We start from the raw sequence: 25,352 nt of genomic DNA, 5'->3' as shown, positions 1-25,352 counted from the left end.
CCTTAGCTATTACTTCGAGGAGTTGGCAGCACGCAGTGCAGCGGCGGCGGCTTTGGGGTCCACTGGCTTATCAGCCGCCCGCTTGCTCAGATCAATCTCCACGGCATTGACCTGATCGCCTGGCTTGATGCGCTGAAAGCCATCAACCACCACGCGCTCTCCGGCCTGCAGGCCGCTGTCCAGCAGCCAGTTCACGCCTATTGCACGCCCCAGCTCCACCGTGCGCTTTTCGACGATGTCATCGCTCTTGACCACCAGCACACTGGGGCGCCCTGTCAAGTCCCGCGTGACCGAACGCTGGGGCACCAAGATAGCTTCGGGGGCCAGACCCGTGGGCAGCTGTGCCTGCACGAACATGCCGGGCATCAAGATGCCATCGGGGTTAGGCACCACTGCACGCAGCGTGACCGTACCCATGGTGGTGTTGACGATCAGGCCAGAGAACTCCAGCTTGCCTTCATGCCCGTAAGTGCTGCCATCTTCCAGCCGGATGCGCACGGGAACCCGGTCACCTTCCACTTTTTGATAGCGGCCTGCGGCCCAGTCATTGCGCAATTGCAGCAAATCTGCGGTGGACTGGGTGAAGTCCACGTACATGGGGTCCATCTGCACAATGGAAGTCAGCGGTGTGGTCTGGTTGGCCGTGACCAGCGCTCCAGGCGTGACGCTAGACAGACTGATGCGCCCGCTAATCGGCGCTTCAATGCGGCTGTACTTGAGGTTGATGCGGGCCGTTTCGACATTGGCCTTGGCCACTGCCACATCAGCGCGCGCCTGTTTGGCAGCGGCCTGGCTTTCGTCAAATGCCTGCTGACTGATGGCAGTAATCTTGACCAGCTGGGCATTGCGGCGTGCCGTTGCTTCCAGGGTTTGCTGGCTGGCTTCTGCCTTGGCCAACGCGGCCACTGCGCTGGCCTCTGCTGCACGCAGGCTGGATGCATCCAGCTGGTACAGGGGCTGCCCCTGCTTGACCATGCCGCCTTCTGTAAACAGCCGCTTTTGCACGATCCCGCTGACCTGAGGCCGCACTTCAGCGCTCAAGAATGCGTTGGTGCGTCCGGGCAGATCGGTATCCAGCACCTGGCTTTGCTTTTGCAAAACGACCACGCCCACCTTGGCAAATGCTGCCTGTGCCTCGGGTGCATCGGACTTGTTGCCACAAGCACTGAGCAAGGCGACTGCCAACATCACGGCGACCATGCCTGCTGTGCGTTGCAACTGCTGGTGCGCAGGTAAAAAATGATCCGGCAAACGGTCAGCGGCACGTAAAAAGGCAGAAGCAAACGTCATGAGAGCAATCAAAGATTCGGAAAACGATGCCATTCTCAGCCCGCAATGTTGCGCTTGTGTAAAGCATTGGGCGAAAAATAGGGGAAATGCATAGCAACACGCGTAGATTGAATGCGCACTCACCTCTGTTTAGCATTCACGCACGAATGTTTCCCAGTCGATGGAGCGAACAGATTTGTAACACCGCTTGGCACCGTTCACACCAACTTATTGGTGAAGTCGTCAGCAATTCACAGCCTGCATACAAAAACAGCCCCGCTCAGCGGGGCTGTTGCATGCTTCAAGCCCGGTCAGGCAGTAGGACTGGCCCGCAACGCTGCGCGCAATTGCTCGCCCACTTCCGGGCGATCGGCAAAAGCATCGGTGGGATTGTTCATCTCCAGAATGTCATCCATGCGCGCCTTGACATTCCCCAGCGCATGCGGGTGGCTGAAGATGTAGAACTGGTTATCAGCCATGGCTGCAAACACTTTGCTGGCAATGTCTTGCGCCGTCACCTTGCCTGAGCTGACCGCCTTTTGCGACATGGCACGCGCAATCTTCTGGCTGGTGGTGATGCCCTGCGGGTTGACCACATCAGGGCGGTTGCGCTCGCTGTGGGCAATGCCAGTGGGCACAAAGTAGGGGCACAGCACGCTGCAGTGCACCTGGTCCGTCACCAGGCGCAGGTCCTGGTAAAGCGTCTCCGTCAGGCTGACCACGGCATGCTTGCTGACGTTGTACACACCCATATTGGGCGGCGCCAGCAAACCGGCCATGCTGGCGGTGTTGACGATGTGGCCCTGCCAGTTGGGGTCTTGCCGTGCTGCCTCCAGCATCATGGGTGTGAAAAGGCGCACACCATGAATGACGCCCCACAGGTTCACGCCCAGCACCCATTCCCAGTCGCGCACGGATTGCTCCCACAGCAAACCACCACCGCCAACACCAGCGTTGTTGAATACAAAGTGGGGAGCGCCCAAGGTGGCTTGCACCTCTGCGGCCAGTTTTTCCATGGCTTGGGCATCACTGACATCCACCTTGCAGGCCATCACCTGCTTGGCACCCAGGCTGCGCGCTTGCTCAGCGGCTTTGGCCAATGCATCGGCCTGCACATCCACCAGCACCAGGCGCATGCCTGCTTTGGCACCTATGCGCATGCACTCCAGACCAAAGCCTGAACCTGCGCCAGTCAGCACGGCGGTCTTGCCCGCCAATCCATTGAGCATGTTTGTCTCCTTTTATGACCTAGGTTTTTTTATGACGAAGGGGTGGCACGTAAAAAAGGCAGCACATGGCTGCCTTTGCGCGGTTGCTTAGACCAGTTTGACCAGTTGCTTGCCGAAGTTCTTGCCCTTGAGCAAGCCCAGGAATGCTTGTGGTGCGCTTTCAATACCTTGCGCAATGGTCTCGCGTGGGCGCAACTTGCCTTGCGCCACCAGGGTGGCCAGCTCGGTCAGCGCCTCGGGCCACACTTGCATGTGCTCGCTGACGATGAAACCCTCTATCTTCATGCGGTTGACCAAAATCAGAGCCGGGTTTTGCAAAGGCAGGCTCTGGCCGTCGTAGCCAGCAATCATGCCGCACATGGCAATGCGCGAAAACGCATTGGCGCGCAGCAGCACAGCGTCCAGAATGTGGCCGCCTACGTTTTCAAAATAGCCATCAATACCGTTGGGGCAGGCGTCTTTGAGCGCCTTGCTCATGGACTTCACATCTGGGTGCAGCTTGTAGTCAATGCACTCGTCAAAGCCCAGCTCGTTGGTTGCGTAGGCACATTTTTCTGGGCCACCGGCAATACCAACGACACGACAGCCGCGCGCCTTGGCCAAGGCGGCAAAAGCACTGCCGACAGCGCCGGTGGCGGCACTGACCACCACGGTCTCACCCGCCTTGGGGTTGATGATTTTTACCAGGCCATACCAGGCCGTGACGCCGGGCATGCCCACAGTGCCCAGGTAATAAGACAGCGGGACGTGCTTGGTATCTACCTTGCGCAGCATGCCGGGGGCATCGCCATCAACCACGCTGTACTCCTGCCAGCCGCCCATGCCCACCACCTTGTCGCCCGGGGCGAACTTGGCGTGGCGGCTTTCCACCACCTCACCGACGGTGCCACCAATCATGACTTCGCCCAAAGGCTGGCTGGCTGCGTAGCTTTTGGAGTCATTCATGCGGCCGCGCATGTAGGGGTCAAGGCTCAGGTAATGGTGGCGCACCAGCACCTGCCCCTCTTGCAGCGCCGGCGTATCGACCGCAACGAGCTTGAAGTTGCTGACCGTGGCTTCGCCTTGCGGGCGGTTGTCCAGCAGGATTTGTTGATTACGTGGCATGGTTTCGTCTCCTTTTCAATGGCTAAAAGCGCTTGATAGATCGGCGTTAGCGGCCAATTTCATTCAAAAACTCATGCCAGCCCCGCTGGCCTGAGGGTCAATCCGTTGCAATCACCGTTTGTGCGTCACCCGGCTTTTGGCCGGGTTTCACGGTGCGCGGCATGTACTTGAAGGTGCCCGTTGCATGGGTGCACAGACGGCCTTCACTGTCATACACCTTGCCGTCGCAGTAAGCCATGGTCTTGGTGCGGTGCAGCACCAGCCCCTTGGCCACCAGCGGGCCCCGTGCAGCTTGCATGAAGCTGGTTTTCATTTCAATGGTGACGCAGCCAAAGTCGTCACTTTCCAGGCTGCGTGCAGCCACTGCCATGGTCACGTCCAGCAGCGTCATGCTGGCACCACCGTGGGTCACATCAAAAGTGTTCAGGTGCTCAGGTTGGGCGGTGTAGCGCAGTTCCGATTCACCGTTCTCCATCTTGTGCAGCGTAAAGCCCAAATGGTTCACAAAGGGAATGGGATGGTTGCCAAAACTCAGCATAGGTTGTCTCCGTGGGCGCTTAAGAAATCGCCGCAAGCATAGCGGCGTGCAGCCTGTGCGCGAGACACAAAGATGTCACATTGCGGTGATGGCGACATTCTCATTGCGCGATGGCTCACCCCAGCACCGCACTCACGCCACCATCCACTGCGACCCACTGGCCGGTAATGTGCTTGCCTGCATCGCTGGCCAGCAGCACGGTCAGTCCCTTCAAGCCTTCATCGTCACCCAGGCGGCGCAGCGGTGCACGGCTGGTCATCACATCTTCGCCCATGGTGTCAATCAGCACCTCAGCCATCTTGGTGCGAAAGAAACCGGGGCAAATCGCATTCACATTGATATTGCGCGGCCCCCACTCGGCAGCCAGTGCACGGGTGAAGTTCAGCACCGCACCCTTGGAGGTGTTGTAGGCAATGGTTTTCATCTCCACCGGGTTGCCGCCCAGGCCAGCAATCGATGCCAGATTGATAATGCGCCCGCCGTGCTCGAGCATCCCTGCTTTTGCCACCGCCTGACTGAGCAAAAAGTAGCCGCGAATATTCAGGTTCATCACCTTGTCCCACGCCGCCGTGGGGTGGTCTTCTGCAGGCGCACCCCAGCTGGCACCCGCGTTGTTGACCAAAATATCTATCTGCCCCACAAGTTGCGTGGTCTCGTGCACCAGACGATGAATGTCTGCCTCATTGGCGCAATCGGCGGCAATCCACTGCGCGTTGATGCCCTGGGCTTTCAACATGTCTGCCGCCTGCTCCAGATCCCCCGCCTTGCGCGACGTAAGCACCACGCGCGCACCCGCCTCGCCCAGCGCCTGCGCCATCTGCAACCCCAAACCGCGTGAGCCCCCGGTTACCAAAGCGGTTTTGCCTTTGAGGTCAAACAGTTGTTGCACGCTGCGTGTCATAGCTTGTATCTCCTGCGATAGCTTGAAAAGTGAAGGAAAAAGTCACGGAACAGGTCTCGATTTCATTGTGCGTGGGCAACGCGCCTGCGGCCTGTCGCCATGGCGAAGCCAAAGCCTAGTGAATGCACCAAGAAAAAATTTACACAGCACCATCAAAAAACTGTACATTCATACAGTCACTGTTGTTTTATACATACCTATGTTTGCAACCTCTACTCCCCAAGACCTGCCCTGCTTTACCGTTGCCCTGTGCGACTACCCCAGCCTGCCCGACAACGAGCGCCAGCGTGCTGAAGCGCGCTACGCCCGCACACTGGCGCGCCAGCTCGGCGGAGAGCCCCAAGTGGCCCACGCGCTGCGCACTATTGAAAGCCTGGAAGACGCGCCCCCAGAAGAGATCACCGAAGAAGTCAAAGCCATTTACTACCGCTGGATGAAAGCTGCACGCGCAGCCGCTGAGGCCGGTATGCAAGGCCTGGGCGGTGAAGACGGCTGCTACTTTGAAGTGCGTCCGCAGTCTGATTGACGGATTGACTGATTTATTAAAAAGAGAGCTGCCAACGCTTACAAATAAACAGTTTCAAATACTTTTGTATCTAAAACCTTTTAAACACAAGCGTTGGTAGCTCCTTTTTATTTATATTCAACATGTTGTGCAGGCTGTCTGACTGCATCGTCCATGGGCGTTGAGGCCAGCGCTGCATCCAAGCAACAATGCGCAGCGACAAGCGCCAGCCTCGCACCTAGAATCGTTCCAACGATTGAACGAGGACGAGGCTATGACCAGTATTCCCCCGGCTGACCCTGACACGCTCGACACCCCCCTGCATGCACTGCACGAAGAACTCGGCGCACGCATGGTGCGCTTTGCAGGCTACCGAATGCCCGTGCAATACCCGCAAGGCCTGGTAGCAGAGCACCGTCATACGCGTGAGCAGGCCAGCCTGTTTGATGTCTCGCACATGGGGCAGATCAGTGTCAGCGGCCCTTCTGCCGCTGCGGCTTTGGAGCAAATTCTGCCCATTGACGTCATGGATCTCGGTCTTAACCGCCAGCGCTACGCTTTGCTGCTGGCCGAAAACGGCGGCATCCTGGATGACCTGATGGTGGTCAACCGCGGCCAGGACTACCTGCTCATCGTCAATGCCAACTGCAAGCACGAAGATCTGGACTGGATTCAGTCACACATCGGCCATGAATGTACGGTGCAAGCCCTGCCAGACATGGCCTTGCTTGCGCTGCAAGGCCCGCAAGCGGGGGCGGTGCTTCAGCGTCCAGTGCCAGCCACCAGTCTGCTCAGCTTCATGCAGGGCACACCCTTTGATTTCAAGGACGCACGCGGCTACATCACACGCAGCGGCTACACCGGCGAAGACGGCTTTGAAATCTCGCTGCCCGCCAGCCATATTGAAGCCTTTGCGCGCTGGGTGCTCAAACAGCCCGGCGTACAGCCCGCAGGTTTGGGCGCACGCAACACCCTGCGGCTGGAAGCAGGTCTGTGCCTGTACGGCACCGACATGGACGCCACCACCACACCAACCCAGGCTGCGCTTAACTGGAGCATTCCCAAAGTACGTCGCACAGGCGGCCAGCGTGCCGCAGGTTTTATCGGAGCCGATGTGGTGCTGCCACAAATTGAAGGCAGCGCCCCGGTAGATACCGTGCGCGTCGGCCTGCACGCCATGGAGCGGGTGCCCGTGCGCGATGGCACGCCCTTGCACATTCCTGATGGCGCGGCCATCGGCTATGTCACCAGCGGCTCATTGGCCCCCACTTTAGATCGCCCCATCGCCATGGGCTATGTACCGCCGGCACATGCACAGATCGGCACGCGCATTGACGCTTTGGTGCGCGGCAAACCGGTTGCCATGGAAGTGGTTCCACTGCCTTTTGTAGGCACACGCTATCGCAAAAACTAGGCCGTATTGGTGCTCTAGCGCGCCACAGTCATTGCAAACCGCTAAAGTGTCAGCCATTCAGACATGCCCATGCATGTCATGACCCGCCACCGTTAATTGAGTACCGGAGTTCTACCTCATGAGCATCAAGTTTTCCAAAGAACACGAATGGATCAACGCCGCCAACCCGCAGGCGGCTGTTGTGGGCATCACTGTCCACGCCCAGGACGCGCTGGGTGATGTGGTGTTTGTAGACCTACCCGCCGTGGGCACCACCTTCCAGCAAGGCGATATCACTGGCGTGGTGGAGTCTGTCAAAGCCGCCGCCGACGTCTACATGCCCGTGACGGGCGAAATTGTGGAAGTGAATGAAGCCCTGCGCGCCGATCCTTCGCTGGCCAATTCCGAGCCGCTGAACGCCGGCTGGTTCTTCAAGGTCAAGCTCAGCGACCCCAGCCAGCTCGATGGCCTGATGGATGAAACTGCATACGGCGACTTCGCAGCCAACAGCTAAGCGACCCAACGGCCAGATCCACCGTCTCACATTTCGATGGGTCTGCCGTTCACCTAAAGTGGCCTGATGGCGCATTGTCAGGTCCATGGGGCACGCCGCTTTGGCGACCCCTTCCCGCGCACGGCAATGAGGGAGGTTGGATGATGAATCAGCGACTGCAAGCACCCTTGTCTCAACTGCACGAGGGCGACGCTTTTGCGCGACGCCACATTGGCCCCAGTGCGCCGGACGAAGCGCACATGCTGCACACCATTGACCTGCCATCACGCCAGGCACTGGTTGACGCCCTGGTTCCCGCCAATATTGCGCGCCATACGCCCATGGACTTGCCGCCATCGGCCACTGAATACGAAGCGCTGCAAGAACTCAAAGCCATTGCCGGTCGCAATCGCATCCTCAAAAGTTTTATTGGCCAAGGCTATTACGGCACGCACACCCCTGGCGTTATCCAGCGCAACATCTTGGAAAACCCGGCCTGGTACACCGCCTACACGCCTTATCAGGCGGAAATTTCACAAGGCCGGCTGGAGGCCTTGCTGAATTTTCAAACCATGGTGTGCGACCTTACCGGCATGCCCATTGCCAACGCCTCCATGCTCGATGAAGCCACCGCAGCAGCAGAGGCCATGGCTTTGGCACGCCGCTGCTCCAGCGCCAGCAGCAACGTTTTTCTGGTGCATCCCGACGTGCACCCACAGACACTGGAAGTGCTGCGCACCCGTGCAGAACCCATGGCCTGGAGCATTGCTTGCCCGCAAGACCATGCCGCCTTTACCACCGCATTGCTCAGCCCGCACTTTGGCGCACTGGTGCAGTACCCCAGCAGCACCGGCTCCATCGATGACTGGCGCGAAGCCGCCACGCACTGCCACAGCCACAAAGCCTTGCTGATTGCCGCCACGGATTTGCTGGCGCTGACCTTGCTGACACCTCCCGGTGAATGGGGGGCAGACATCGTCGTTGGTAACAGCCAGCGCCTGGGCATGCCCATGGGAGCGGGTGGCCCGCATGCGGCATTCATGGCGTGCCAAGACGCGCACAAGCGCTCCTTGCCAGGCCGTCTGGTCGGTGTCAGTGTCGATGTGCAGGGTGCACCCGCCTTGCGCTTGGCACTTCAAACGCGCGAGCAGCACATCCGCCGGGAAAAAGCCACCTCTAATATCTGTACAGCGCAAGTCCTGCCCGCAGTAATAGCCAGCATGTACGCGGTCTATCACGGCCCCCAAGGCCTGCGAGATATTGCGCTGCGCATTGCCGGACTGACTGCTGCCCTGGCACAAGGGCTGGAGGAGCTGGGGCTGACACTTGAGCACGCCACCGCGTTTGACACACTGACTGTCATTGCGCCAAAGAATGCATTAAACATCGCTACCCGCGCTTTGCTGGCAGGCGTTAATCTGCGAAAAGTCTCTGAATCCTCCCTGGGCATATCGCTGGACGAAACCAGTACCCCAGCCGATGTTGGCTTGCTGCTGCGCTTGTTCGGGGCAAGCAGCCCTGCAGTCATTGAGACATCTGCAGCACCGCGCATTCCAGCCGCCTTGCAACGCAGCTCAGGCTATCTGTCACACCCGGTCTTTCACAGCCACCACAGCGAAACGGCCATGCTGCGCTACATACGCAGCCTGTCGGACAAAGACCTGGCGCTGGACCGCTGCATGATCCCGCTGGGCTCGTGCACCATGAAACTCAACGCCACCAGCGAAATGCTGCCCATTACCTGGCCAGAGTTTGCACAGATTCACCCTTTTGCCCCCGCCGATCAGCAGCAAGGCTACGCCCTGCTTGACCAGCAGCTGCGCGACTGGCTGTGCACCATCACCGGCTACGCCGGGGTGAGCCTGCAACCCAACGCTGGCTCGCAAGGCGAATACGCGGGCCTGCTGGCCATTCGCGCCTGGCACGCATCGCGCGGCCAGCCCGAGCGCACGGTCTGCCTGATTCCATCCAGCGCGCACGGCACCAACCCTGCCAGCGCGCAAATGTGCGGCATGCAGGTGGTGGTGGTAGCTTGCGATGCGCAAGGCAATGTGGACATGAACGATCTGCGCACCAAGTGCGAGGCGCACAGCGACAAGCTGGCCTGCATCATGATCACCTACCCCAGCACGCACGGCGTATTTGAAGATTCAGTGCGCCCGCTGTGCGAACTCGTACACCAGCACGGCGGCCGTGTGTATGTAGACGGCGCCAACATGAATGCCCTGGTAGGCCTGGCCGCACCCGGCAATTTTGGCGGCGATGTCAGCCACCTCAATCTGCACAAAACCTTCTGCATCCCGCACGGAGGTGGGGGCCCCGGCGTCGGCCCGGTGTGTGTGGCGCAAGACCTGGTGCCGTTCCTGCCCGGGCATGCCACCGCTGGCAAGGCCGCGCTGGTAGGCGCCGTATCTGCCGCTCCTTATGGCAATGCAGCCGTTTTACCCATCAGCTGGATGTATATCCGCATGATGGGCCCCCAGGGCCTGCGCCACGCCACTGAAACGGCCATTTTGAACGCCAACTACATCAGCGCACGCCTGCAGGAGCACTTCCCTACGCTGTATGCCGGCCCTGGTGGGCTTGTTGCCCACGAATGCATTCTGGATCTGCGCCCTCTCAAGGAAACCAGCGGGGTCACGGCCGAAGACGTTGCCAAACGCCTGGTGGACTACGGCTTTCACGCCCCGACACTGTCCTTTCCTGTGCCCGGCACCCTGATGGTTGAGCCCACCGAGAGCGAACCTCTGCAAGAGCTGGATCGCTTCATTGATGCCATGCTGGCCATCCGTGCAGAAATTGAGCAAGTTGAAAACGGCACGTGGCCGCGTGATGACAACCCGCTCAAAAATGCGCCCCATACGGCCTCTGCGCTGCTGCAAGAGACATGGGCGCACCCATACAGCCGCGCAGAGGCAGCGGGCACCGCAACGCTGGCTACCAAATACTGGCCCCCCGTTGCACGCATCGACAATGTGCATGGCGACCGTCATCTGGTATGCACCTGCCCCCCGCTGGAGACTTACCTGAGTTAAGCCCCGGACCATCTGCCGCCACATTGTTCTCTGATCAGTCAAGCACTTACACTGCGGCTCTTGCTCCAGCCGCGCGCTGCCATTTATGAGTCGTCCAGACCTTTCTTTCCTGATCAACCGCGAAGACGCCCCATCACAGCCCCCATTGCCTCCTGAACTGGATGTGGCACCACTGGATGCATTGCCGTCATTCGATTTCCCGGATGAGCTGCCGGGCGATGATCCGCTGGCCGCGCTCATTGCAGAGCTGCGCAATTACCAAAATGAGCTGGAAATCCAGAACAAAGTACTGGATTACAGCCAGGCCGTAGCGGAAAGTGCTTCTGAGCGCTTTGAGGCGCTGTTCTCCAGCGTGCCCCTGCCTTTGCTGGTGCTGGATGAGCATGACATGGTCATTCAGGCCAATGCCATGGCACACAACGCATTCCAGGCGGAAGGGCATGACCGGCTGCTGGTTTCTTTTATGCCCTTTGTCTGCCCCACAGACACCGATCGGGTGGCCCAGGCCTTTCTGAGCGCCCGGGTGCAAGGCAGCAGTGAAGCCCACGAGGTCGTTTTCACGCTGGGCAGCGGCGAGCAAATTCAAGGTGACCTGCACATTGCGTGCATCCAGATTCCGCAGCGCGAGGGGCCAGCCATCGCACAGTTCATGTGCGCCGTGGTTGACCAAGGCCCCCTGCTGGCAGAACGCCATCAATTGCAAGAGCGCAATGACCAGCTGTATGCCAGCGAACGACGGCTTGAATCCGTCATCAACTCTTCGCTCGACGCCATCATTTGCGTCGACAAGGATCAGCGCATTACGGTGTTTAACCCCACCGCTGCAGCACTGTTTCTCTGCCCGGCCGCCGATGCACTGGGCAGCAAGCTGGAGCGCTTTTTGCCCGGCGCCGTTCACGCACTGGACTTTGCGCCCCTGACTACGCAAGCCATGCTGGGCGAAATGACGGCACGCACTGCCATGGGCAAAACTTTGCCGGTTGAAGTGGGCATGTCGTTTGAGCGACTGTCAGATGGCGAAGTCACCACGGTCTTTGCACGTGATCTCACCAGTCGCAAGCGTGCAGAAGCACAGCGCAGCGAGCTGGAGCTGCAACTGCGTGAATCCCACAAAATGCAAGCCCTGGGCACCATGGCTGGCGGTATTGCACACGACTTCAATAACATCGTCGGCGCCATCCTGGGCAATGTGGAGCTGGCCAAGGCTGATTGCGGCCACAACCCGCAAGCACTCGAAAGCCTGCTGGAAATTGAAAAAGCAGGTCGCCGCGCACGCGATCTGGTTCGACAGATTTTGACGTTCAGCCGCAATGAACCGCCGAAACGCTATGCCGTTCAGGCCCACGAAGTCATGCGCGATACAGAGCGCTTGCTGCGGGTTACCCTGCCCCCAGCGATTGAATTGCATGTGAATGCACCGCATGAGCTGCCTTGCATGCTGGCAGACCCCACCCAGGTGGAACAGGCTCTTTTCAATCTCACGACCAATGCCGTACATGCACTGGGAGAGACACGCGGCCTGATTCGCATGGAAGCCACGCTGAGCATGTCCGAGCAGCGCATCTGCGATCGCCTGGGCCTTGCGCTGGGCGACTACATCGTCATTTCCGTACAGGACAATGGCCCGGGCATCCCCCCTGAAACCCTGCAGCGCATTTTTGAGCCCTTCTTTACAACCAAACCCGTAGGGCAAGGCACAGGGCTCGGTCTGGCGGTGGTTCACGGGGTCATGCGCACCCACGGTGGTGCTGTGGATGTTCACAGCCAGATGGGCATAGGCAGCAGCTTCACGCTGTATTTCCCCACGACCGTGGACCCGGACATTCTGGCTGATCGCCCGCCTGCGCCGCCGGCCAACTCTGCCATTAGTGCCGTCCCGCCTGCCAGCGCCACCCCCCAGGTGGATGCCCCCAAACATGTCATGTATGTCGATGATGACCAAGCCCTGGTTTCCTTGGTGCAAAGACTGCTGCGCCGCCGCGGCTATCAGGTGACTGGCTTTCTGGACCCGCGAGAAGCCACTGAGGCACTGCGCAAAAACCCGTTTTTCTACGATCTGGTGGTCACTGACTACAACATGCCCGGGTACTGCGGTGTCGATTTGGTGCGCGACTCCAAAATCATTCGACCCGATCTGCCTGTCGCGCTGGCCTCTGGCTATATCACCGCAGAAATTGAAGCCCAGGCTATTGCTGCGGGCGCGATGGCCTTGATTTACAAGCCCAATGATGTCGATGAACTGTGTGAAACAGTGGATCGCCTCATTCACCCCAAACTCTGAGTATTTTGTTCACTGCGCCCCGCCCCACTTGTCTTTATGAAGACGAGCACCTGCTTGTGCTCGAGAAACCCGCAGGCTTGCTGTCCGTACCCGGGCGAGGATCAGACAAGCAAGATTGTCTGATTCACCGCGCACTGCAAGACTGGCCGGATGCTCTGGTCGTGCACCGGCTGGACATGGCAACCTCTGGCTTGCTTATTTTTGCCCGCAGCAAAGAGGTTCAACGCATTCTGGGTGACGCGTTTGCTGCCCGGCAGGTGTACAAGCGCTACACAGCCATCGTGCATGGCCATGTTGCTGCAAATGCTGACAATGCCTGGAGTCTTGTGGATGCCCCCCTGATCTGCGACTGGGAGCGCAGGCCGCTGCAAATGGTTGACCCTGTAACAGGCAAACCCAGTTTGACGCAATACCGGCCCGCCCCCGATCAAGCAGGTGTTCCCGGTGGCTGCACCCGGCTGTGCCTGGAGCCTGTGACAGGGCGATCACACCAGCTCAGGGTGCACATGATGCACATCGGCCACCCGATGCTGGGCGATGCTTTGTACGCGCCCGCGCCGGTTGCAGCGCTGAGCCCTCGACTCTTTTTGCACGCCATGGAGCTGAAGTTCACGCATCCCGTGCATGGCAACCCGCTGCACATCGAAAGCCCTGCACCGTTTTAAGGCATTGCACTGCAGCGGTGCTGGTCTGGTGCAATGGTGCAACACCACAAAAATGCAGTTTTACTGCAACCATAACTACGCATTTATTTTGATTTTTCGCAGCCAAATGCAAACTTTCCTGCGCGCCTTCTCGCTATAGATACAAACCCGGTTGCGTCCTCTATGGGCTAATTTTTAAGCTTGCACCCTTAGCATCAGGCATGCAATTTGCAGTCATCTTTTCTGAAACTGCCTGATGTAAAACTAACTAAGAGGACATTGAACCATGCGTGCTTCGTTTCGTTTGAAAACTGTTGTGGCTACTTTGGGTCTGCTTGGCGCAGCCGTGACTGGCCAAGTCCACGCACAAAATATCAAATTTGCCATGGTGATTCCCACCACTGGCCCTCTGACACAGTACGGGGACATGGTCAAGGAAGGTGTTTCCACAGCCGTTGAGCAAATCAATGCAGCGGGTGGCATCAATGGCAAGAAAATCGAATTGACGGCTGTCGATGATGCATGCGAGCCCAAGCAAGGTCCTGTAGCGGCCAACCGCGTGGTTAACAGCAAAATCGGCTACGTCATTGGCCCCGTCTGCTCGGGCGCTTCGATTGCCGCAGCACCTATCTATAACAACGAAGGCGTTGTCGTTGTTACGCCCTCTGCCACATCGCCAGCACTGACTGAAGGCAAGAACTTCCACTTCATCTTCCGCACCATTGGCCGCGATGACCAGCAAGGGCCTGCAGCAGCCAAGTTCATCATCGAAAAAGCCAAGCCAAGCAAAGTTGCTGTCTTGCACGACAAGCAGTCGTACGGGCAAGGCATTGCCTCTTCCGTTCGCGATGAACTGCAAAAGGCCAAGGTCAACGTCGCCTTGTTTGAAGGCATCAATGCCGGCGACAGCGATTACTCCGCCATCATCACCAAGCTCAAGGGCGCTGGCGTTGACTTTGTGTACTACGGTGGCTATCACCCCGAAATGGGTCTGCTGCTGCGCCAAGCTTCTGAGCAAGGCCTGAAAGTACGCATGATGGGCCCTGAAGGTGTGGGCAACCCTGAAGTCAATGCCATTGCTGGCAACTCTGTCGAAGGCATGCTGGTGACACTGCCTGCTGACTTTGCATCCAACCCCAAGAACGCAGCCATTGTCAAAGCGTTCGAAAGCAAGAAGCGCAATCCTTCCGGCGCTTTCCAGCTGACCGCTTATGCCGCAACACAAGCAATTGCTGAAGGCATCAAGGCCGTGGGCGACAACCCACAAAAAGTAGCTGACCACCTGCACAAGGCAACGATTGACACCGTGATTGGCCCCGTTTCCTGGAACAAGCAAGGCGACCTGAGCGCATTTGATTTCCAAATTTTCCAATGGCACAAGGACGGCAGCAAATCCATTGCAGCCAAGTAAACCGTAGCCAAAGAAATAGCCCACAGCGCTTGCCTCTAAGCCTGTGGGCTTTTCAGTTCACCGCTTGCTTTGCTGCGCCCCCCCCTTTTTGTTAGACCTCCGCGCACATGAACGAATTTCTCCCCCAGCTGCTACAGCAGCTTTTCAATGGCCTCTCTCTGGGAGCCATTTACGCCCTGATCGCCATTGGCTACACCATGGTCTACGGCATCATCGGCATGATTAATTTTGCGCATGGCGACATCTACATGATCGGCGCCTATGTGGGTCTGGTCACGCTGTCTGCCGTGGGCATTCAGGGCACCGTACCCATCTGGATGGTGATTGGCCTGATGCTGATCGTTGCCGTCATCCTCACCGGCATCTATGGTTTTGCTGTTGAGCAAGTCGCCTATAAGCCTGTACGCAACAGCCCCAGACTGGTGGCGTTGATTTCGGCCATCGGTATGTCCATTTTTCTGCAAAACTGGGTCGCTCTGGGCCAGGGCGCGCGTGACATGGCCGTGCCTTCCTTGCTGCCGGGCGCATTGCAGTTTGAGATGGGAAATGGCTTTGAAGTCTTTATCCCCTACACCCGTATCTTGATCATTGCCGTGGCAGTGGTGCTGATGATCTTGCTGACGATCTACATCAAGCACTCACGCATGGGCCGCGCTTCACGTGCATGCTCGCAAGACATGCACATGGCCAGCCTGCTGGGCATCAATACCAACCGCGTGATCTCGTTCACCTTCATCTTGGGTGCCATGCTCGCCGCCGTGGGTGGCGTCCTGATTGCCCTGGCTGTGGGCAAGCTCAATCCATTCATTGGCTTTATTGCTGGCATCAAAGCCTTTACTGCCGCTGTTCTGGGCGGTATCGGCAGCATTCCTGGCGCCATGCTGGGGGGTGTCATTTTGGGCGTCGCCGAGACGCTGGCCGCCGCCTACATTTCCTCGGAATACAAAGACATCGTGGCGTTCAGCCTGCTCGTGCTCATTTTGCTTTTCCGCCCCACAGGCTTGCTGGGTAAACCTGAAGTGGAGAAAGTTTGATGCAGCGTCTTCTCTTGAACCTGGGCCCAGCGCTGATGGCTGCGGTCATTACGGCTTTGGTGGTTACCCCGATTTTTGGCCTGCAGCTGCAACGCGTAGGCGGTCAGATGAGCCTGGAGCCCCACTGGAGCTACGTGCTGTGGGCGGCGCTGATCGTTTTTGTCGTGCAACTGCTCAAGCCGGCAATCAAAGGTGCCACCAAAAGTATTGTCTTGCCCCGCGTGCCCAGCCTGTCGCCCGGTGTGCGCAATGCCTTGATTTTTGCCACCCTGCTCATGGCCGTATCCTGGCCGTTCTTTGCAGGCCGCAACGCAGTGGACATTGCCACGCTGGCCATGATTTACGTCATGCTGGGGCTGGGTCTGAACATTGTGGTGGGCTTTGCTGGCTTGCTGGATCTGGGCTTTGTCGGTTTTTATGCCGTCGGTGCCTATACCTACGCCCTGCTGTTTCACTGGGCGGGCTGGAGCTTCTGGGAAGCGCTGCCGCTGGCGGGCGCCGTAGCTGCCCTGTTTGGTTTTGTGCTGGGCTTTCCGGTATTGCGCCTGCGCGGTGACTATCTGGCGATTGTGACCTTGGGCTTTGGCGAAATCATTCGCCTGCTGCTGATCAATTTGAACGACTGGACGGGCGGCCCTGACGGCATCTCCGGCATCCCCAAGCCTACGGTCATGGGCTTTGAGATGAGCCGCAACGCCAGCGTGGAAGGCGGCACCACATTCCACCAGCTGATGGGCTGGGAGTTCAGCTCTGTGCACATGGTCATTTTCCTGTACCTGATGGCACTGTTGCTGGCCCTGGTCACGCTGTGGATCTCCAACCGCTTGATCCGCATGCCCATTGGCCGTGCCTGGGAAGCTTTGCGTGAAGATGAGATTGCCTGCCGCTCACTGGGCCTGAGCCCTATGCGCATCAAGCTGTCAGCCTTCACCCTGGGAGCCATGTTTGCCGGCTTTGGGGGCGCGTTTTTTGCCGCCCGCCAGGGCATTGTGAACCCCGAATCCTTCACTTTTATCGAGTCAGCACTGATCTTGGCCATTGTGGTGCTCGGTGGCATGGGCTCTCAACTGGGTGTGATCGTGGCTGCCATCTTGATTACCGTGCTGCCGGAACTGGCGCGTGAGTTCTCGGAATACCGCATGCTGATTTTTGGTCTGGTCATGATCTTGATGATGGTGTGGCGTCCACAGGGGCTGTTCCCCGTGACGCGACCTCAGGTGCAAGTGCCGCAGAAAACGGCCTCTTAATACCTTCCATCCCATGCACACATTGAAGAAGAAACTCCAACATGCATAGCAGCCATTTGTTGGACGTCAAGGATCTGAGCATGCGCTTTGGCGGATTGCTTGCGGTCGATAGCGTCAACCTCGAACTTAGCGAGAAGCAAATTCTCGCCATCATTGGCCCCAATGGGGCCGGTAAAACCACGGTCTTTAACTGCATCAGCGGCTTCTACACGCCCACCAGCGGCAGCGTGCTTTTGCAGGGCCAGAGCATTGCCGGTTTAGGCAGTCACACGGTGGCGCGCAAAGGTGTCGTCAGAACGTTCCAGAACGTGCGTTTATTCAAAAGAATGACGGCCCTGGAAAACCTGCTGGTTGCACAGCACCAGAAGAACCGGGCATCGGTTTTGGCCGGACTGTTCAACACCCCCAGCTTTCGCCGCCAGGAGTCAGAAGCCATGGAACGCAGCCTGCACTGGCTGGACTACATGGGCCTGCGTGAATTTGCCAACCGTGAGGCCGGCAACCTGGCCTATGGCCACCAGCGCCGTCTGGAAATTGCACGCTGCATGATCACCGAGCCCAAGGTGTTGATGCTGGACGAGCCAGCAGCGGGCCTGAACCCCCAGGAAAAGCTCGACCTGCAAGCCCTGATCCGCCAGTTGCGTGACCAGTATGGCGTGGCCATTTTGCTGATCGAACACGATATGGGTCTGGTGATGGGCGTGTCTGAGCGCATTACCGTCATGGAATATGGCAAGCCCATTGCCCATGGCACGCCGCAAGAAGTGAGAAACAATGAGCGGGTCATCAAGGCCTATCTGGGAGAAGCCTGATGACGCAATCCAACCCCATGCTCAAGCTTGAGCACATCAGCACCCACTACGGCTCTATCTGTGCGGTAGACAAGGTGTCTTTGCATGTGAACCAGGGTGAGATTGTCAGCCTGATCGGCTCCAACGGTGCGGGTAAAACCTCGCTGCTGATGACCGTCTGCGGCAACCCGCGCGCCACCGGTGGCAGTATTCACTTTGAAGGCGAAGACATCACCAACCTGGCCACGCACCACATCATGCAGCGCGGCATTGCCGTCTCTCCGGAAGGTCGCCGTATTTTTCCGGACCTCACGGTCGTGGAGAACTTGCAGATGGGTGCTTTCTTCCTGAGCAAGCAAGACATTGAGGCAGGCATTGAGCATGTGTTTCACCTGTTCCCGCGCCTCAAAGAGCGCGCGCCCCAGCGGGCAGGCACCATGTCCGGTGGCGAGCAGCAGATGCTGGCCATTGGCCGCGCCCTGATGTCCAAACCCCGCTTGCTGCTGATGGATGAGCCCACACTGGGCCTGGCGCCGCTGATCATTGCGCAGATTTTTGACATCATTCAAACCATTCGCAGTGAAGGCGTGACCGTTTTCCTGGTCGAACAAAATGCCAACCGCGCCTTGCAAATTGCAGACCGCGGCTACGTGCTGGAGACCGGCAAGCTGGTGCTGGAAGACACCGGCGCCAACCTGCTCAAGAACGACGCGGTGCGCAAAGCCTATCTGGGCGGGTAAAGGTCATTCAATAAAAAGAGCTACCAGCGCTTGCTGGTAGCTCTTCTTTTACGAATATCACTTCACCCACCACCCGACCCGCGCTGTCAGCGCTGTCGAGCGAAGGTTTGCTGTAAAGGCAAAACGCAAAGCTGCAGGCAGTACGATGGCAGCCATGAAACCTCAGCTCTACATCCTCACTGGTGGCTCACGCGGCATGGGTCTGGCCATGGCCCGCCAAATTCTCAGCCAGGGCCACCACCTGCTGACCATTGCACGCCAGCGCAATGAAGATTTGGATTTGCTCGCCCAGCAGCATCAGGCCCAGCTCAGTCAATGGCAGCATGATCTGGCCGAGCCATACGCTGCCGCCGAGCAATTGCAGCAGTGGCTGGGCAAGCACCATGCACAAAACTTTGACCGCGTGGTGCTCATCAACAATGCCGGCGTCATTCCGCCCATTGCCCCACTGTCCCACACCGACTGGGCCGCTATCAGTCAGGCCCTGCGCGTAGGTCTGGAAGCGCCCATGATCCTGACTTCCGCATTCCTGCAAGCCACGCAGGCATGGGACATTCCACGCCAGGTGCTCAACATCTCCTCGGGTTTAGGCCGCCGTGCGATTGCCTCACAAGCAACCTACTGCGCAGCCAAAGCGGGCATGGACCATTTTTCTGTCTCCGTGGCACTGGATGAAGCCGTCAAACCTAATGGGGCCAGGATCTGCTCACTCGCACCCGGCGTGATCGACACCGACATGCAGCTGCAATTGCGCAGCGCCAGTGCGCAGGCTTTTCCAGATGTGGATCGGTTTACCAACCTCAAGCAAAGCGGTGCACTGACCTCGGCTGAAGATGCTGGCACTCGCGTTCTGGCATGGCTCGATCGTGCTGACTTTGGCCAGCCTGTAGTGGCCGATGTCCGGCAGGCTTGAGCCCAAGTCTTGATGCCCAAACGGAATGCATTTTTTGTGCGTTTTGAATTCTCTTTGAGCATTCCAGCGCTAATATCGACGATTCCCAAGAACCTGTTTGCGCCAAGTGGGCCACACAGCGCTGCACCACCCGATCGGTGGTAGCAGCCCGTGATCAACCTGCCACAAACCCCGGCAGGCTGTGCGCAGACTAGGTTCATACAGGTACTCCATGTCGATGGCCCCCACCCTTGTGCCATCTAAGGGCCCACAAATTCGCTTGAAAATGGTTTTTGTTCTGCATTGCAATGTCAGAACCAACCGCTGTTTTAGATGTCTGTGTTTTTGGAGACCTTCATGTACCGCAAACTGATCACCTGCACCACATTGGCTTTGGCTGCTGGTGCCGCAGCACCCGCTTTTGCCCAGTCGGCAGACCAGTACCCCAGCAAGCCCATTCGCCTGGTGATTCCATTTCCTCCAGGTGGCGGTACCGACATCCTCTCGCGCGTGATGGCCAACAAGCTGACAGAAGCCACCAAGTGGACCGTGGTTCCCGAGAACAAAGCCGGCGCTGGCGGCACCATTGGTATCTCTGAAGCGGTCAAAGCACCGGCCACAGGCTACGACATGGTGATGGGCCAGAAAGACAACCTGATTCTGGGCCCCTACCTCTACAAGAATCTGCCCTGGAACCCGCTCAAGGATCTGACGCCCGTGGCACACGTGGCCTACACGCCCGTCATCATCGCCACCAGCGTGAACTCCCCGTACAAAACAATTGCTGACGTGGTTGCCGCCGCCAAGGCCCACCCCAGCAAGGTGACCTACGGCTCGCCAGGCAACGGCACCAGCATTCACATTGCTGGCCACCAGTTTGAAAAAGCCGCTGGCGTGCAGCTCACGCACGTACCCTACAAAGGCTCCAACCCGGCACTGATGGATGCCATCGCGGGCAATGTCGATCTGCTGGTGTCCTCCATCCCATCTGCTATTGGTCAGATCAAAGCTGGCAAGCTGCGCCCATTGGCCGTTACATCGGCCCAGCGCTCTACATCGCTGCCCGATGTGCCCACCATGCAAGAGCAAGGCATGAAGGGCTTTGACGTCAGCACCTGGTACGGCCTGTTCATGCCAGCGGGCACCCCTGCCGACATTGCTGCCAAGATGAACGCCGAGATCAACAAGCTGCTGGCCCAGCCCGAAGTGCAGCAAGCCATTTTGGCCCAGGGTGCCGAGCCTAAAGCCATGAGCGTTGCCGAATTCGACAAAATGTACCGCGCTGACTTCACCAACTCCAAAGCAGTGGTTGAAGCTTCTGGTGCCAGCATTCAATAATGCATGCATAACTGCCAGCGCTGCCAGCTCAGCGCTGGAGAAATTTGGCTCCTAAACAAAAAGCCCAGCACATCTGTTGCTGGGCTTTTTGCTTGGGGCACTAGCTGGGGCACTACCTGCGGCACTGGCATGTCTGCCACCCCCTAAAGCGCTCATTGGAGAGTGACACAGAGCAAGTAGCCGCTTTCGCATACGTTGAAGTAGAGCAACTGACCCATTGCTGCACTTTTAAAAGAAGGTAGGCAGCCACAGAATTTCGTCAAAATGCGGGGGGCTATTTGCCCATATCACTTAGATGCTGCGTTGATTGACCCGCTTGGACATCTCTTGAGCGCTTTCACGGCGCTCGCTGTAGCGATCCACCAGATAGCCCGCACAGTCTCGCGTCATCAGCGTGAACTTGACAAGCTCTTCCATCACGTCCACCACCCGTTCGTAATACGAAGAGGGCTTCATCCGGCCAGCCTCATCAAACTCCATGAATGCCTTGGCAACCGAGGACTGGTTGGGGATGGTGATCATGCGCATCCAGCGGCCTAACACCCGCATCTGGTTGACTGCGTTGAAGGACTGAGAGCCGCCCGAGACTTGCATCACCGCCAGCGTCTTGCCTTGTGTTGGACGCAACGCGCCAACGGACAAAGGAATCCAGTCAATCTGCGCTTTGAGAATACTGCTCATTGCACCATGGCGCTCCGGAGACGTCCAGACCATGCCCTCGGCCCAAACAGCCAGCTCGCGCAGCTCTTTGACCTTGGGGTGATCGTCAGGTGCGCCATCGGGCTGCGGCAGTCCGCGTGGGTCAAAGACCCTCGTCTCTGCCCCCATCTTGCGCAGCAGTCGCGCCGCCTCTTCGGTCAGCAGCCGGCTGTAGGAGCGGTCGCGAACCGAGCCGTACAGCAGCAAAATGCGTGGCGCGTGTGCAGCACGCTGTGCGGGCAACAGACCTTCCAGGCTGGGCTTTTCAAAGACTTGTTCATCGAGGTTCGGTAGATCAGAGCTTGCCAATTCGATTTCCTTTGGAGTCAATGACGGCTTGCCCGTCTTCTTTGGAGAATGCGTTCTGTTGAGGCTGCGCAAGGATGTCCAGCACGGCCTCCGAGGGACGGCACAGGCGGGCTCCCAGAGGGGTGACCACGATCGGACGATTGATCAGGATGGGATGCTGGAGCATGAAATCAATCAATTGCTCGTCCGTCCATTTGGGATCGCCAAGGCCCAGCTCTTCATACGGCGTGCCTTTTTGACGCAGCACATCGCGCACTGGCATGCCCATGGCCTGGATCAGGCCCACTAGCGTGGCGCGATCAGGTGGCGTCTTGAGGTATTCGATGACCGTGGGCTCTTCCCCGCTGTTGCGGATCAGGGCCAGAACATTGCGGGAGGTGCCGCAGGCTGGGTTGTGATAAATCGTGATGTCACTCATAGCGCTAGATTTACGTTGCAAAGGTTCATGAACCCACACTGAGCCGCAAGGCCAGCGCTGCGAGGGTGATGACAAGCACAGGCATGGTCAGCACGGCCCCCACTCTGAAGTAGTAGCCCCAGCCAATCCTTGTACCTTTCTTGGCGAGCACATGCAGCCACAACAACGTGGCCAGGCTGCCAATCGGGGTGATTTTTGGACCGAGATCACAGCCAATCACATTGGCGTAGACCATGGCCTCCTTGACCGCCCCGCTTGCCGTGGATGCATCGATGGACAAGGCTCCGATCAGCACTGTGGGCATGTTGTTCATGATGGAAGACAGCACCGCAGACAGCACGCCTGTACCCAGTGATGCGGTCCACACACCACCAGCTGCGAATTGATTGAGCAACATGGCGATGTAATCCGTCAGACCCGCGTTGCGCAGCCCGTAGACCACCAGATACATCCCCAGCGAGAACACCACGATCTGCCATGGAGCGCCATGAAGCACTTTCCTGGTGTTGATGAGACGGCCTCGCGCCGCGACAGCCAGCAAGATGGCGGCACCCACGGCTGCCACCGCACTGACAGGGACGCCCAGCGGCTCCAGCGCGAAAAAGCCGGCCAGCAGCAAGACCAGTACGACCCAGCCAGCCCGAAAGGTGGCCACATCCTTGATCGCAGCCGACGGCTGCTTGAGCTGGGCCACATCGTAGGTGGCTGGAATATCGCGCCGGAAAAACAGCAGCAGCACACCGAGGCTGGCCAGGACCGAGACAATGCTGACAGGCACCATTACCGACGCGTAGTCGTTGAAGCCGATCTTGAAAAAGTCGGCGGACACGATATTCACCAGATTGGAGACAATCAATGGCAGGCTTGCTGTGTCTGCAATAAACCCGGCAGCCATGACAAACGCCAGCGTTGCTGCCGCAGAAAAACCCAATGCCACCAGCATGGCCATCACGATGGGCGTGAGAATCAGGGCAGCCCCGTCATTGGCAAACACGGCCGATACGGCGGCACCCAGCAGCACGATGAAAGCAAATAGCCTGACTCCGCTGCCGCCCCCCCAGCGGGCAAAGTGCAATGCGGCCCACTCAAAGAATCCGGCTTCGTCCAGCAAAAGACTGATGACGATGACCGCGACAAAAGTCGCCGTGGCATTCCAGACGATATTCCAGACCACGGCGATATCAGCCAAATGCACGACCCCCAGCAGCAGCGCAGCAGTCGCCCCCATCGAGGCGCTCCAGCCAATGCCAAGGCCGCGTGGCTGCCAGATGACCAGCGTCAGCGTGAAGATGAAAATCAGGATGGCCGTCAGCACGATGAAGTGTTCCTAGCAACTAAGACTGCTGGTGATCAGCACTTGCACAAAGCCGCAGTGTCTTGAGGGCAGGCTGCGCCCTGACAGCAGTTCTCGGTGAGGTAGGCCAGCAGCCTGTTCATGACAGGAAACGCCGCTCGATACAGCACGTTGCGCCCCTGCCTTTCCTGACTCACGAGCTCCGCATGGGTGAGCTCCTTGAGGTGAAACGACAGTGCATTGGGTGCAATACCCAGCTGCTCTGCCAATGCACTGGGTATTAGGCCTTCTGGCCCGGCAACGACCAATGCACGAAAAATGCGCAGCCGTGCCTCATGGGCCAAAGCGCAAAGAGAACGGATAACTTGGGCTTCTTGCATCATTCAATAATACAACTATTGTTGAATAATTGCCAGAATGACCAAGCAGCCTCATGACTACTCCAGGCCTATGGAATGTTCGCTTTCGGCCTGACACCATGCGCGACACATCAAATGGCAGCTTTTGGCCGAATGTGTGAGGTGAAAATGGCCTTCGCCAGCAGAGGCTCGATTTGATTGCCATGGCTGCCATAGATCACGTTGAGCAATGTGCTTGAATTGGTGCTCTGGGTCGATAGCGGTAATCGCAAATCGATCAGAAGCGGCCAGAAGCAGCCATTTGTACCGATGAGTCTCAGGTCAGAGAAATGGCTTTAGCAGAGAGATACAAACCCAATCCAAAAATCAGATGTGTTGCAAATCCTGCTGCACGACTCTTCCATGGGTGAGGCATCTTTGTGCCTGCCAAACCTGCTCCTAAGGCGGGTTGCAACACCAGCCAAGGAATCAAAACCGTGACTCCACCAAATAGTAAAGCGGGTGCAACTGTTGGGCTGTGTATCCATGCAGGAGATACGGTAGTCAGCAGTGCAAAAGCAAAGACAATTCCTGTTAGGTAGTGCAGCGCCCAGCCAATGATGTTTTCGCCTCTTACTGGAGCAGCATCCTTGATGGACGAGTGAAACCAGATGCCGTTTTTCCAGTGCAGGCACCAGCGCCCAAGCCATCCATAGTTCAGGGTAGCAATGCCTATGCGGCGCATGATTGCAGACCATAAATCCATGATCAATGTGGCGCCTATGCCAATGCCCAACGACATCGCCAAGAGGCTTGTTTGGTTCATCATTTTTTGTCCCTAGTCAGAGTGGTTACAGTAAGGAGAACTACTGTAAAAGCTCAAGTGCACTTGAGCGCAAACTCTAAATATGGATATTTCTGAAGTAGTAAAACAAACAGGGCTGCCCCCATCTACCCTTCGCTTCTACGAAGAGAAGGGATTGATCAAGTCTGTGGGCCGACAAGGGCAAAGGCGCTTGTTTGACGCTAAGGTGCTGGAGCGTTTGTCAGTCATAGCCTTAGGTCGGTCGGCGGGGTTTTCGCTCGCAGAAATTCACTCGATGCTGCCTGTGAACGAGAAAATTCAGGTGTCGCGCGACACGCTTCTCGCCAAGGCCGAGCAGGTGGACAGCGACATCAAAAGGCTAAAAGCAGTCAGAGATGGCTTGAGACATGCGGCCAATTGCCCTGAACAAAATCATCTGGAGTGCCCAACATTTCAGCGCTTGATGCGTGCAGCCATCTCTAGGCAACGTGAGAGCCGATAGCGTCGCCAGTTCGTAAAGCCAAAGATTCCTGAGTGGCTGCTTGGTGACGTTTTACGACTGCGGCAAACGACTCGTTGCAATCGTCCACAGACCTGAGCGATGAGGGTCTCATCGTTTTCTAATCATTCATATGGTCAGGGCA

General features: G+C 57.9%; 24 protein-coding genes. 14 read left to right on the top strand and 10 right to left on the bottom strand.

Annotated elements, in window-relative coordinates:
* Positions 1 to 9 precede the first annotated feature (9 nt).
* The 5 genes from H9646_RS01955 to H9646_RS01935 all read right to left on the bottom strand — a co-directional run bounded on the left by H9646_RS01955 (position 10) and on the right by H9646_RS01935 (position 5,041).
* Positions 10 to 1,200 (bottom strand): efflux RND transporter periplasmic adaptor subunit, encoded by a 1,191-nt coding sequence (locus H9646_RS01955; protein ID WP_225213954.1) that lies wholly within the window; start codon positions 1,198 to 1,200, stop codon positions 10 to 12.
* 380 nt (positions 1,201 to 1,580) lie between these two features.
* On the bottom strand, positions 1,581 to 2,498 hold the full coding sequence (locus tag H9646_RS01950) for an SDR family oxidoreductase (protein ID WP_191721636.1): 918 nt from the start codon (positions 2,496 to 2,498) through the stop codon (positions 1,581 to 1,583).
* A gap of 87 nt (positions 2,499 to 2,585) precedes the next feature.
* A complete protein-coding gene (locus H9646_RS01945) occupies positions 2,586 to 3,602 on the bottom strand; it encodes an NADP-dependent oxidoreductase (RefSeq protein WP_191721635.1) in 1,017 nt (338 codons plus the stop codon).
* Positions 3,603 to 3,699: 97 nt separating this feature from the next.
* Entirely contained in the window at positions 3,700 to 4,140 is a 441-nt protein-coding gene (locus H9646_RS01940; protein ID WP_191721634.1) for a PaaI family thioesterase, read from the bottom strand.
* A 115-nt stretch (positions 4,141 to 4,255) separates the two neighbouring features.
* Positions 4,256 to 5,041 (bottom strand): SDR family oxidoreductase, encoded by a 786-nt coding sequence (locus H9646_RS01935; RefSeq protein WP_191721633.1) that lies wholly within the window; start codon positions 5,039 to 5,041, stop codon positions 4,256 to 4,258.
* Between the two features lie 199 nt (positions 5,042 to 5,240).
* Between H9646_RS01935 and H9646_RS01930 the strand changes: the two genes are divergently transcribed.
* From H9646_RS01930 to H9646_RS01870, 13 genes are all read left to right on the top strand, one after another.
* Entirely contained in the window at positions 5,241 to 5,567 is a 327-nt protein-coding gene (locus H9646_RS01930) for a hypothetical protein (RefSeq protein ID WP_191721632.1), read from the top strand.
* Positions 5,568 to 5,820: 253 nt separating this feature from the next.
* Positions 5,821 to 6,960, top strand: coding sequence for a glycine cleavage system aminomethyltransferase GcvT (gene gcvT, locus H9646_RS01925; RefSeq protein ID WP_191721631.1), 1,140 nt, complete (start codon positions 5,821 to 5,823; stop codon positions 6,958 to 6,960).
* A gap of 118 nt (positions 6,961 to 7,078) precedes the next feature.
* Complete coding sequence (gcvH, locus tag H9646_RS01920) at positions 7,079 to 7,453, top strand: glycine cleavage system protein GcvH (protein ID WP_191721630.1); 375 nt, start codon at positions 7,079 to 7,081, stop codon at positions 7,451 to 7,453.
* A gap of 143 nt (positions 7,454 to 7,596) precedes the next feature.
* Positions 7,597 to 10,467, top strand: a complete 2,871-nt coding sequence (gene gcvP, locus H9646_RS01915; RefSeq protein WP_191721629.1) for an aminomethyl-transferring glycine dehydrogenase — start codon at positions 7,597 to 7,599, stop codon at positions 10,465 to 10,467.
* Between the two features lie 85 nt (positions 10,468 to 10,552).
* A complete protein-coding gene (locus H9646_RS01910; RefSeq protein ID WP_191721628.1) occupies positions 10,553 to 12,748 on the top strand; it encodes a PAS domain-containing hybrid sensor histidine kinase/response regulator in 2,196 nt (731 codons plus the stop codon).
* A 56-nt stretch (positions 12,749 to 12,804) separates the two neighbouring features.
* Positions 12,805 to 13,413 carry an RluA family pseudouridine synthase gene (locus H9646_RS01905; protein WP_318244897.1) on the top strand — a complete coding sequence of 203 codons (609 nt, stop codon included), beginning with the start codon at positions 12,805 to 12,807 and terminating at the stop codon, positions 13,411 to 13,413.
* Between the two features lie 265 nt (positions 13,414 to 13,678).
* On the top strand, positions 13,679 to 14,803 hold the full coding sequence (locus tag H9646_RS01900) for a branched-chain amino acid ABC transporter substrate-binding protein (protein ID WP_191721627.1): 1,125 nt from the start codon (positions 13,679 to 13,681) through the stop codon (positions 14,801 to 14,803).
* A gap of 107 nt (positions 14,804 to 14,910) precedes the next feature.
* Positions 14,911 to 15,837, top strand: a complete 927-nt coding sequence (livH, locus tag H9646_RS01895) for a high-affinity branched-chain amino acid ABC transporter permease LivH (RefSeq protein ID WP_191721626.1) — start codon at positions 14,911 to 14,913, stop codon at positions 15,835 to 15,837.
* A complete protein-coding gene (locus H9646_RS01890; RefSeq protein WP_191721625.1) occupies positions 15,837 to 17,084 on the top strand; it encodes a high-affinity branched-chain amino acid ABC transporter permease LivM in 1,248 nt (415 codons plus the stop codon). Before livH ends, H9646_RS01890 begins: the two co-directional genes overlap by 1 nt.
* Positions 17,085 to 17,125: 41 nt before the next feature.
* Positions 17,126 to 17,896: a high-affinity branched-chain amino acid ABC transporter ATP-binding protein LivG gene (livG, locus tag H9646_RS01885; protein WP_191721624.1), complete on the top strand. Its 771-nt coding sequence runs from the start codon at positions 17,126 to 17,128 to the stop codon at positions 17,894 to 17,896.
* Positions 17,897 to 17,913: 17 nt separating this feature from the next.
* Positions 17,914 to 18,615: an ABC transporter ATP-binding protein gene (locus H9646_RS01880; RefSeq protein ID WP_191721787.1), complete on the top strand. Its 702-nt coding sequence runs from the start codon at positions 17,914 to 17,916 to the stop codon at positions 18,613 to 18,615.
* 145 nt (positions 18,616 to 18,760) lie between these two features.
* On the top strand, positions 18,761 to 19,528 hold the full coding sequence (locus H9646_RS01875) for an SDR family NAD(P)-dependent oxidoreductase (protein WP_404813072.1): 768 nt from the start codon (positions 18,761 to 18,763) through the stop codon (positions 19,526 to 19,528).
* Positions 19,529 to 19,864: 336 nt separating this feature from the next.
* Positions 19,865 to 20,845 carry a Bug family tripartite tricarboxylate transporter substrate binding protein gene (locus H9646_RS01870; RefSeq protein ID WP_191721622.1) on the top strand — a complete coding sequence of 327 codons (981 nt, stop codon included), beginning with the start codon at positions 19,865 to 19,867 and terminating at the stop codon, positions 20,843 to 20,845.
* Positions 20,846 to 21,136: 291 nt separating this feature from the next.
* Here H9646_RS01870 and arsH read toward each other — a convergent pair whose 3' ends face one another.
* The 5 genes from arsH to H9646_RS01845 all read right to left on the bottom strand — a co-directional run bounded on the left by arsH (position 21,137) and on the right by H9646_RS01845 (position 24,732).
* Positions 21,137 to 21,853, bottom strand: a complete 717-nt coding sequence (gene arsH / locus H9646_RS01865; RefSeq protein ID WP_191721621.1) for an arsenical resistance protein ArsH — start codon at positions 21,851 to 21,853, stop codon at positions 21,137 to 21,139.
* Positions 21,840 to 22,271, bottom strand: a complete 432-nt coding sequence (gene arsC / locus H9646_RS01860) for an arsenate reductase (glutaredoxin) (protein WP_191721620.1) — start codon at positions 22,269 to 22,271, stop codon at positions 21,840 to 21,842. The genes arsH and arsC overlap by 14 nt, the downstream gene beginning before the upstream one ends.
* Before the next feature lie 25 nt (positions 22,272 to 22,296).
* On the bottom strand, positions 22,297 to 23,586 hold the full coding sequence (locus tag H9646_RS01855) for an arsenic transporter (RefSeq protein ID WP_191721619.1): 1,290 nt from the start codon (positions 23,584 to 23,586) through the stop codon (positions 22,297 to 22,299).
* A 35-nt stretch (positions 23,587 to 23,621) separates the two neighbouring features.
* On the bottom strand, positions 23,622 to 23,945 hold the full coding sequence (locus H9646_RS01850) for an ArsR/SmtB family transcription factor (RefSeq protein ID WP_191721618.1): 324 nt from the start codon (positions 23,943 to 23,945) through the stop codon (positions 23,622 to 23,624).
* A gap of 295 nt (positions 23,946 to 24,240) precedes the next feature.
* Positions 24,241 to 24,732, bottom strand: coding sequence for a DUF2938 domain-containing protein (locus H9646_RS01845; RefSeq protein ID WP_191721617.1), 492 nt, complete (start codon positions 24,730 to 24,732; stop codon positions 24,241 to 24,243).
* 79 nt (positions 24,733 to 24,811) lie between these two features.
* On the opposite strand from H9646_RS01845, the gene H9646_RS01840 reads away from it, so the two are divergent.
* Positions 24,812 to 25,210 (top strand): helix-turn-helix domain-containing protein, encoded by a 399-nt coding sequence (locus H9646_RS01840; protein WP_191721616.1) that lies wholly within the window; start codon positions 24,812 to 24,814, stop codon positions 25,208 to 25,210.
* Positions 25,211 to 25,352 lie beyond the last annotated feature (142 nt).

The sequence above is a fragment of the Comamonas avium genome (assembly GCF_014836675.1).
Classification (GTDB): domain Bacteria; phylum Pseudomonadota; class Gammaproteobacteria; order Burkholderiales; family Burkholderiaceae_C; genus Comamonas; species Comamonas avium.
This window is presented reverse-complemented; position numbering and strand designations above follow the sequence as displayed.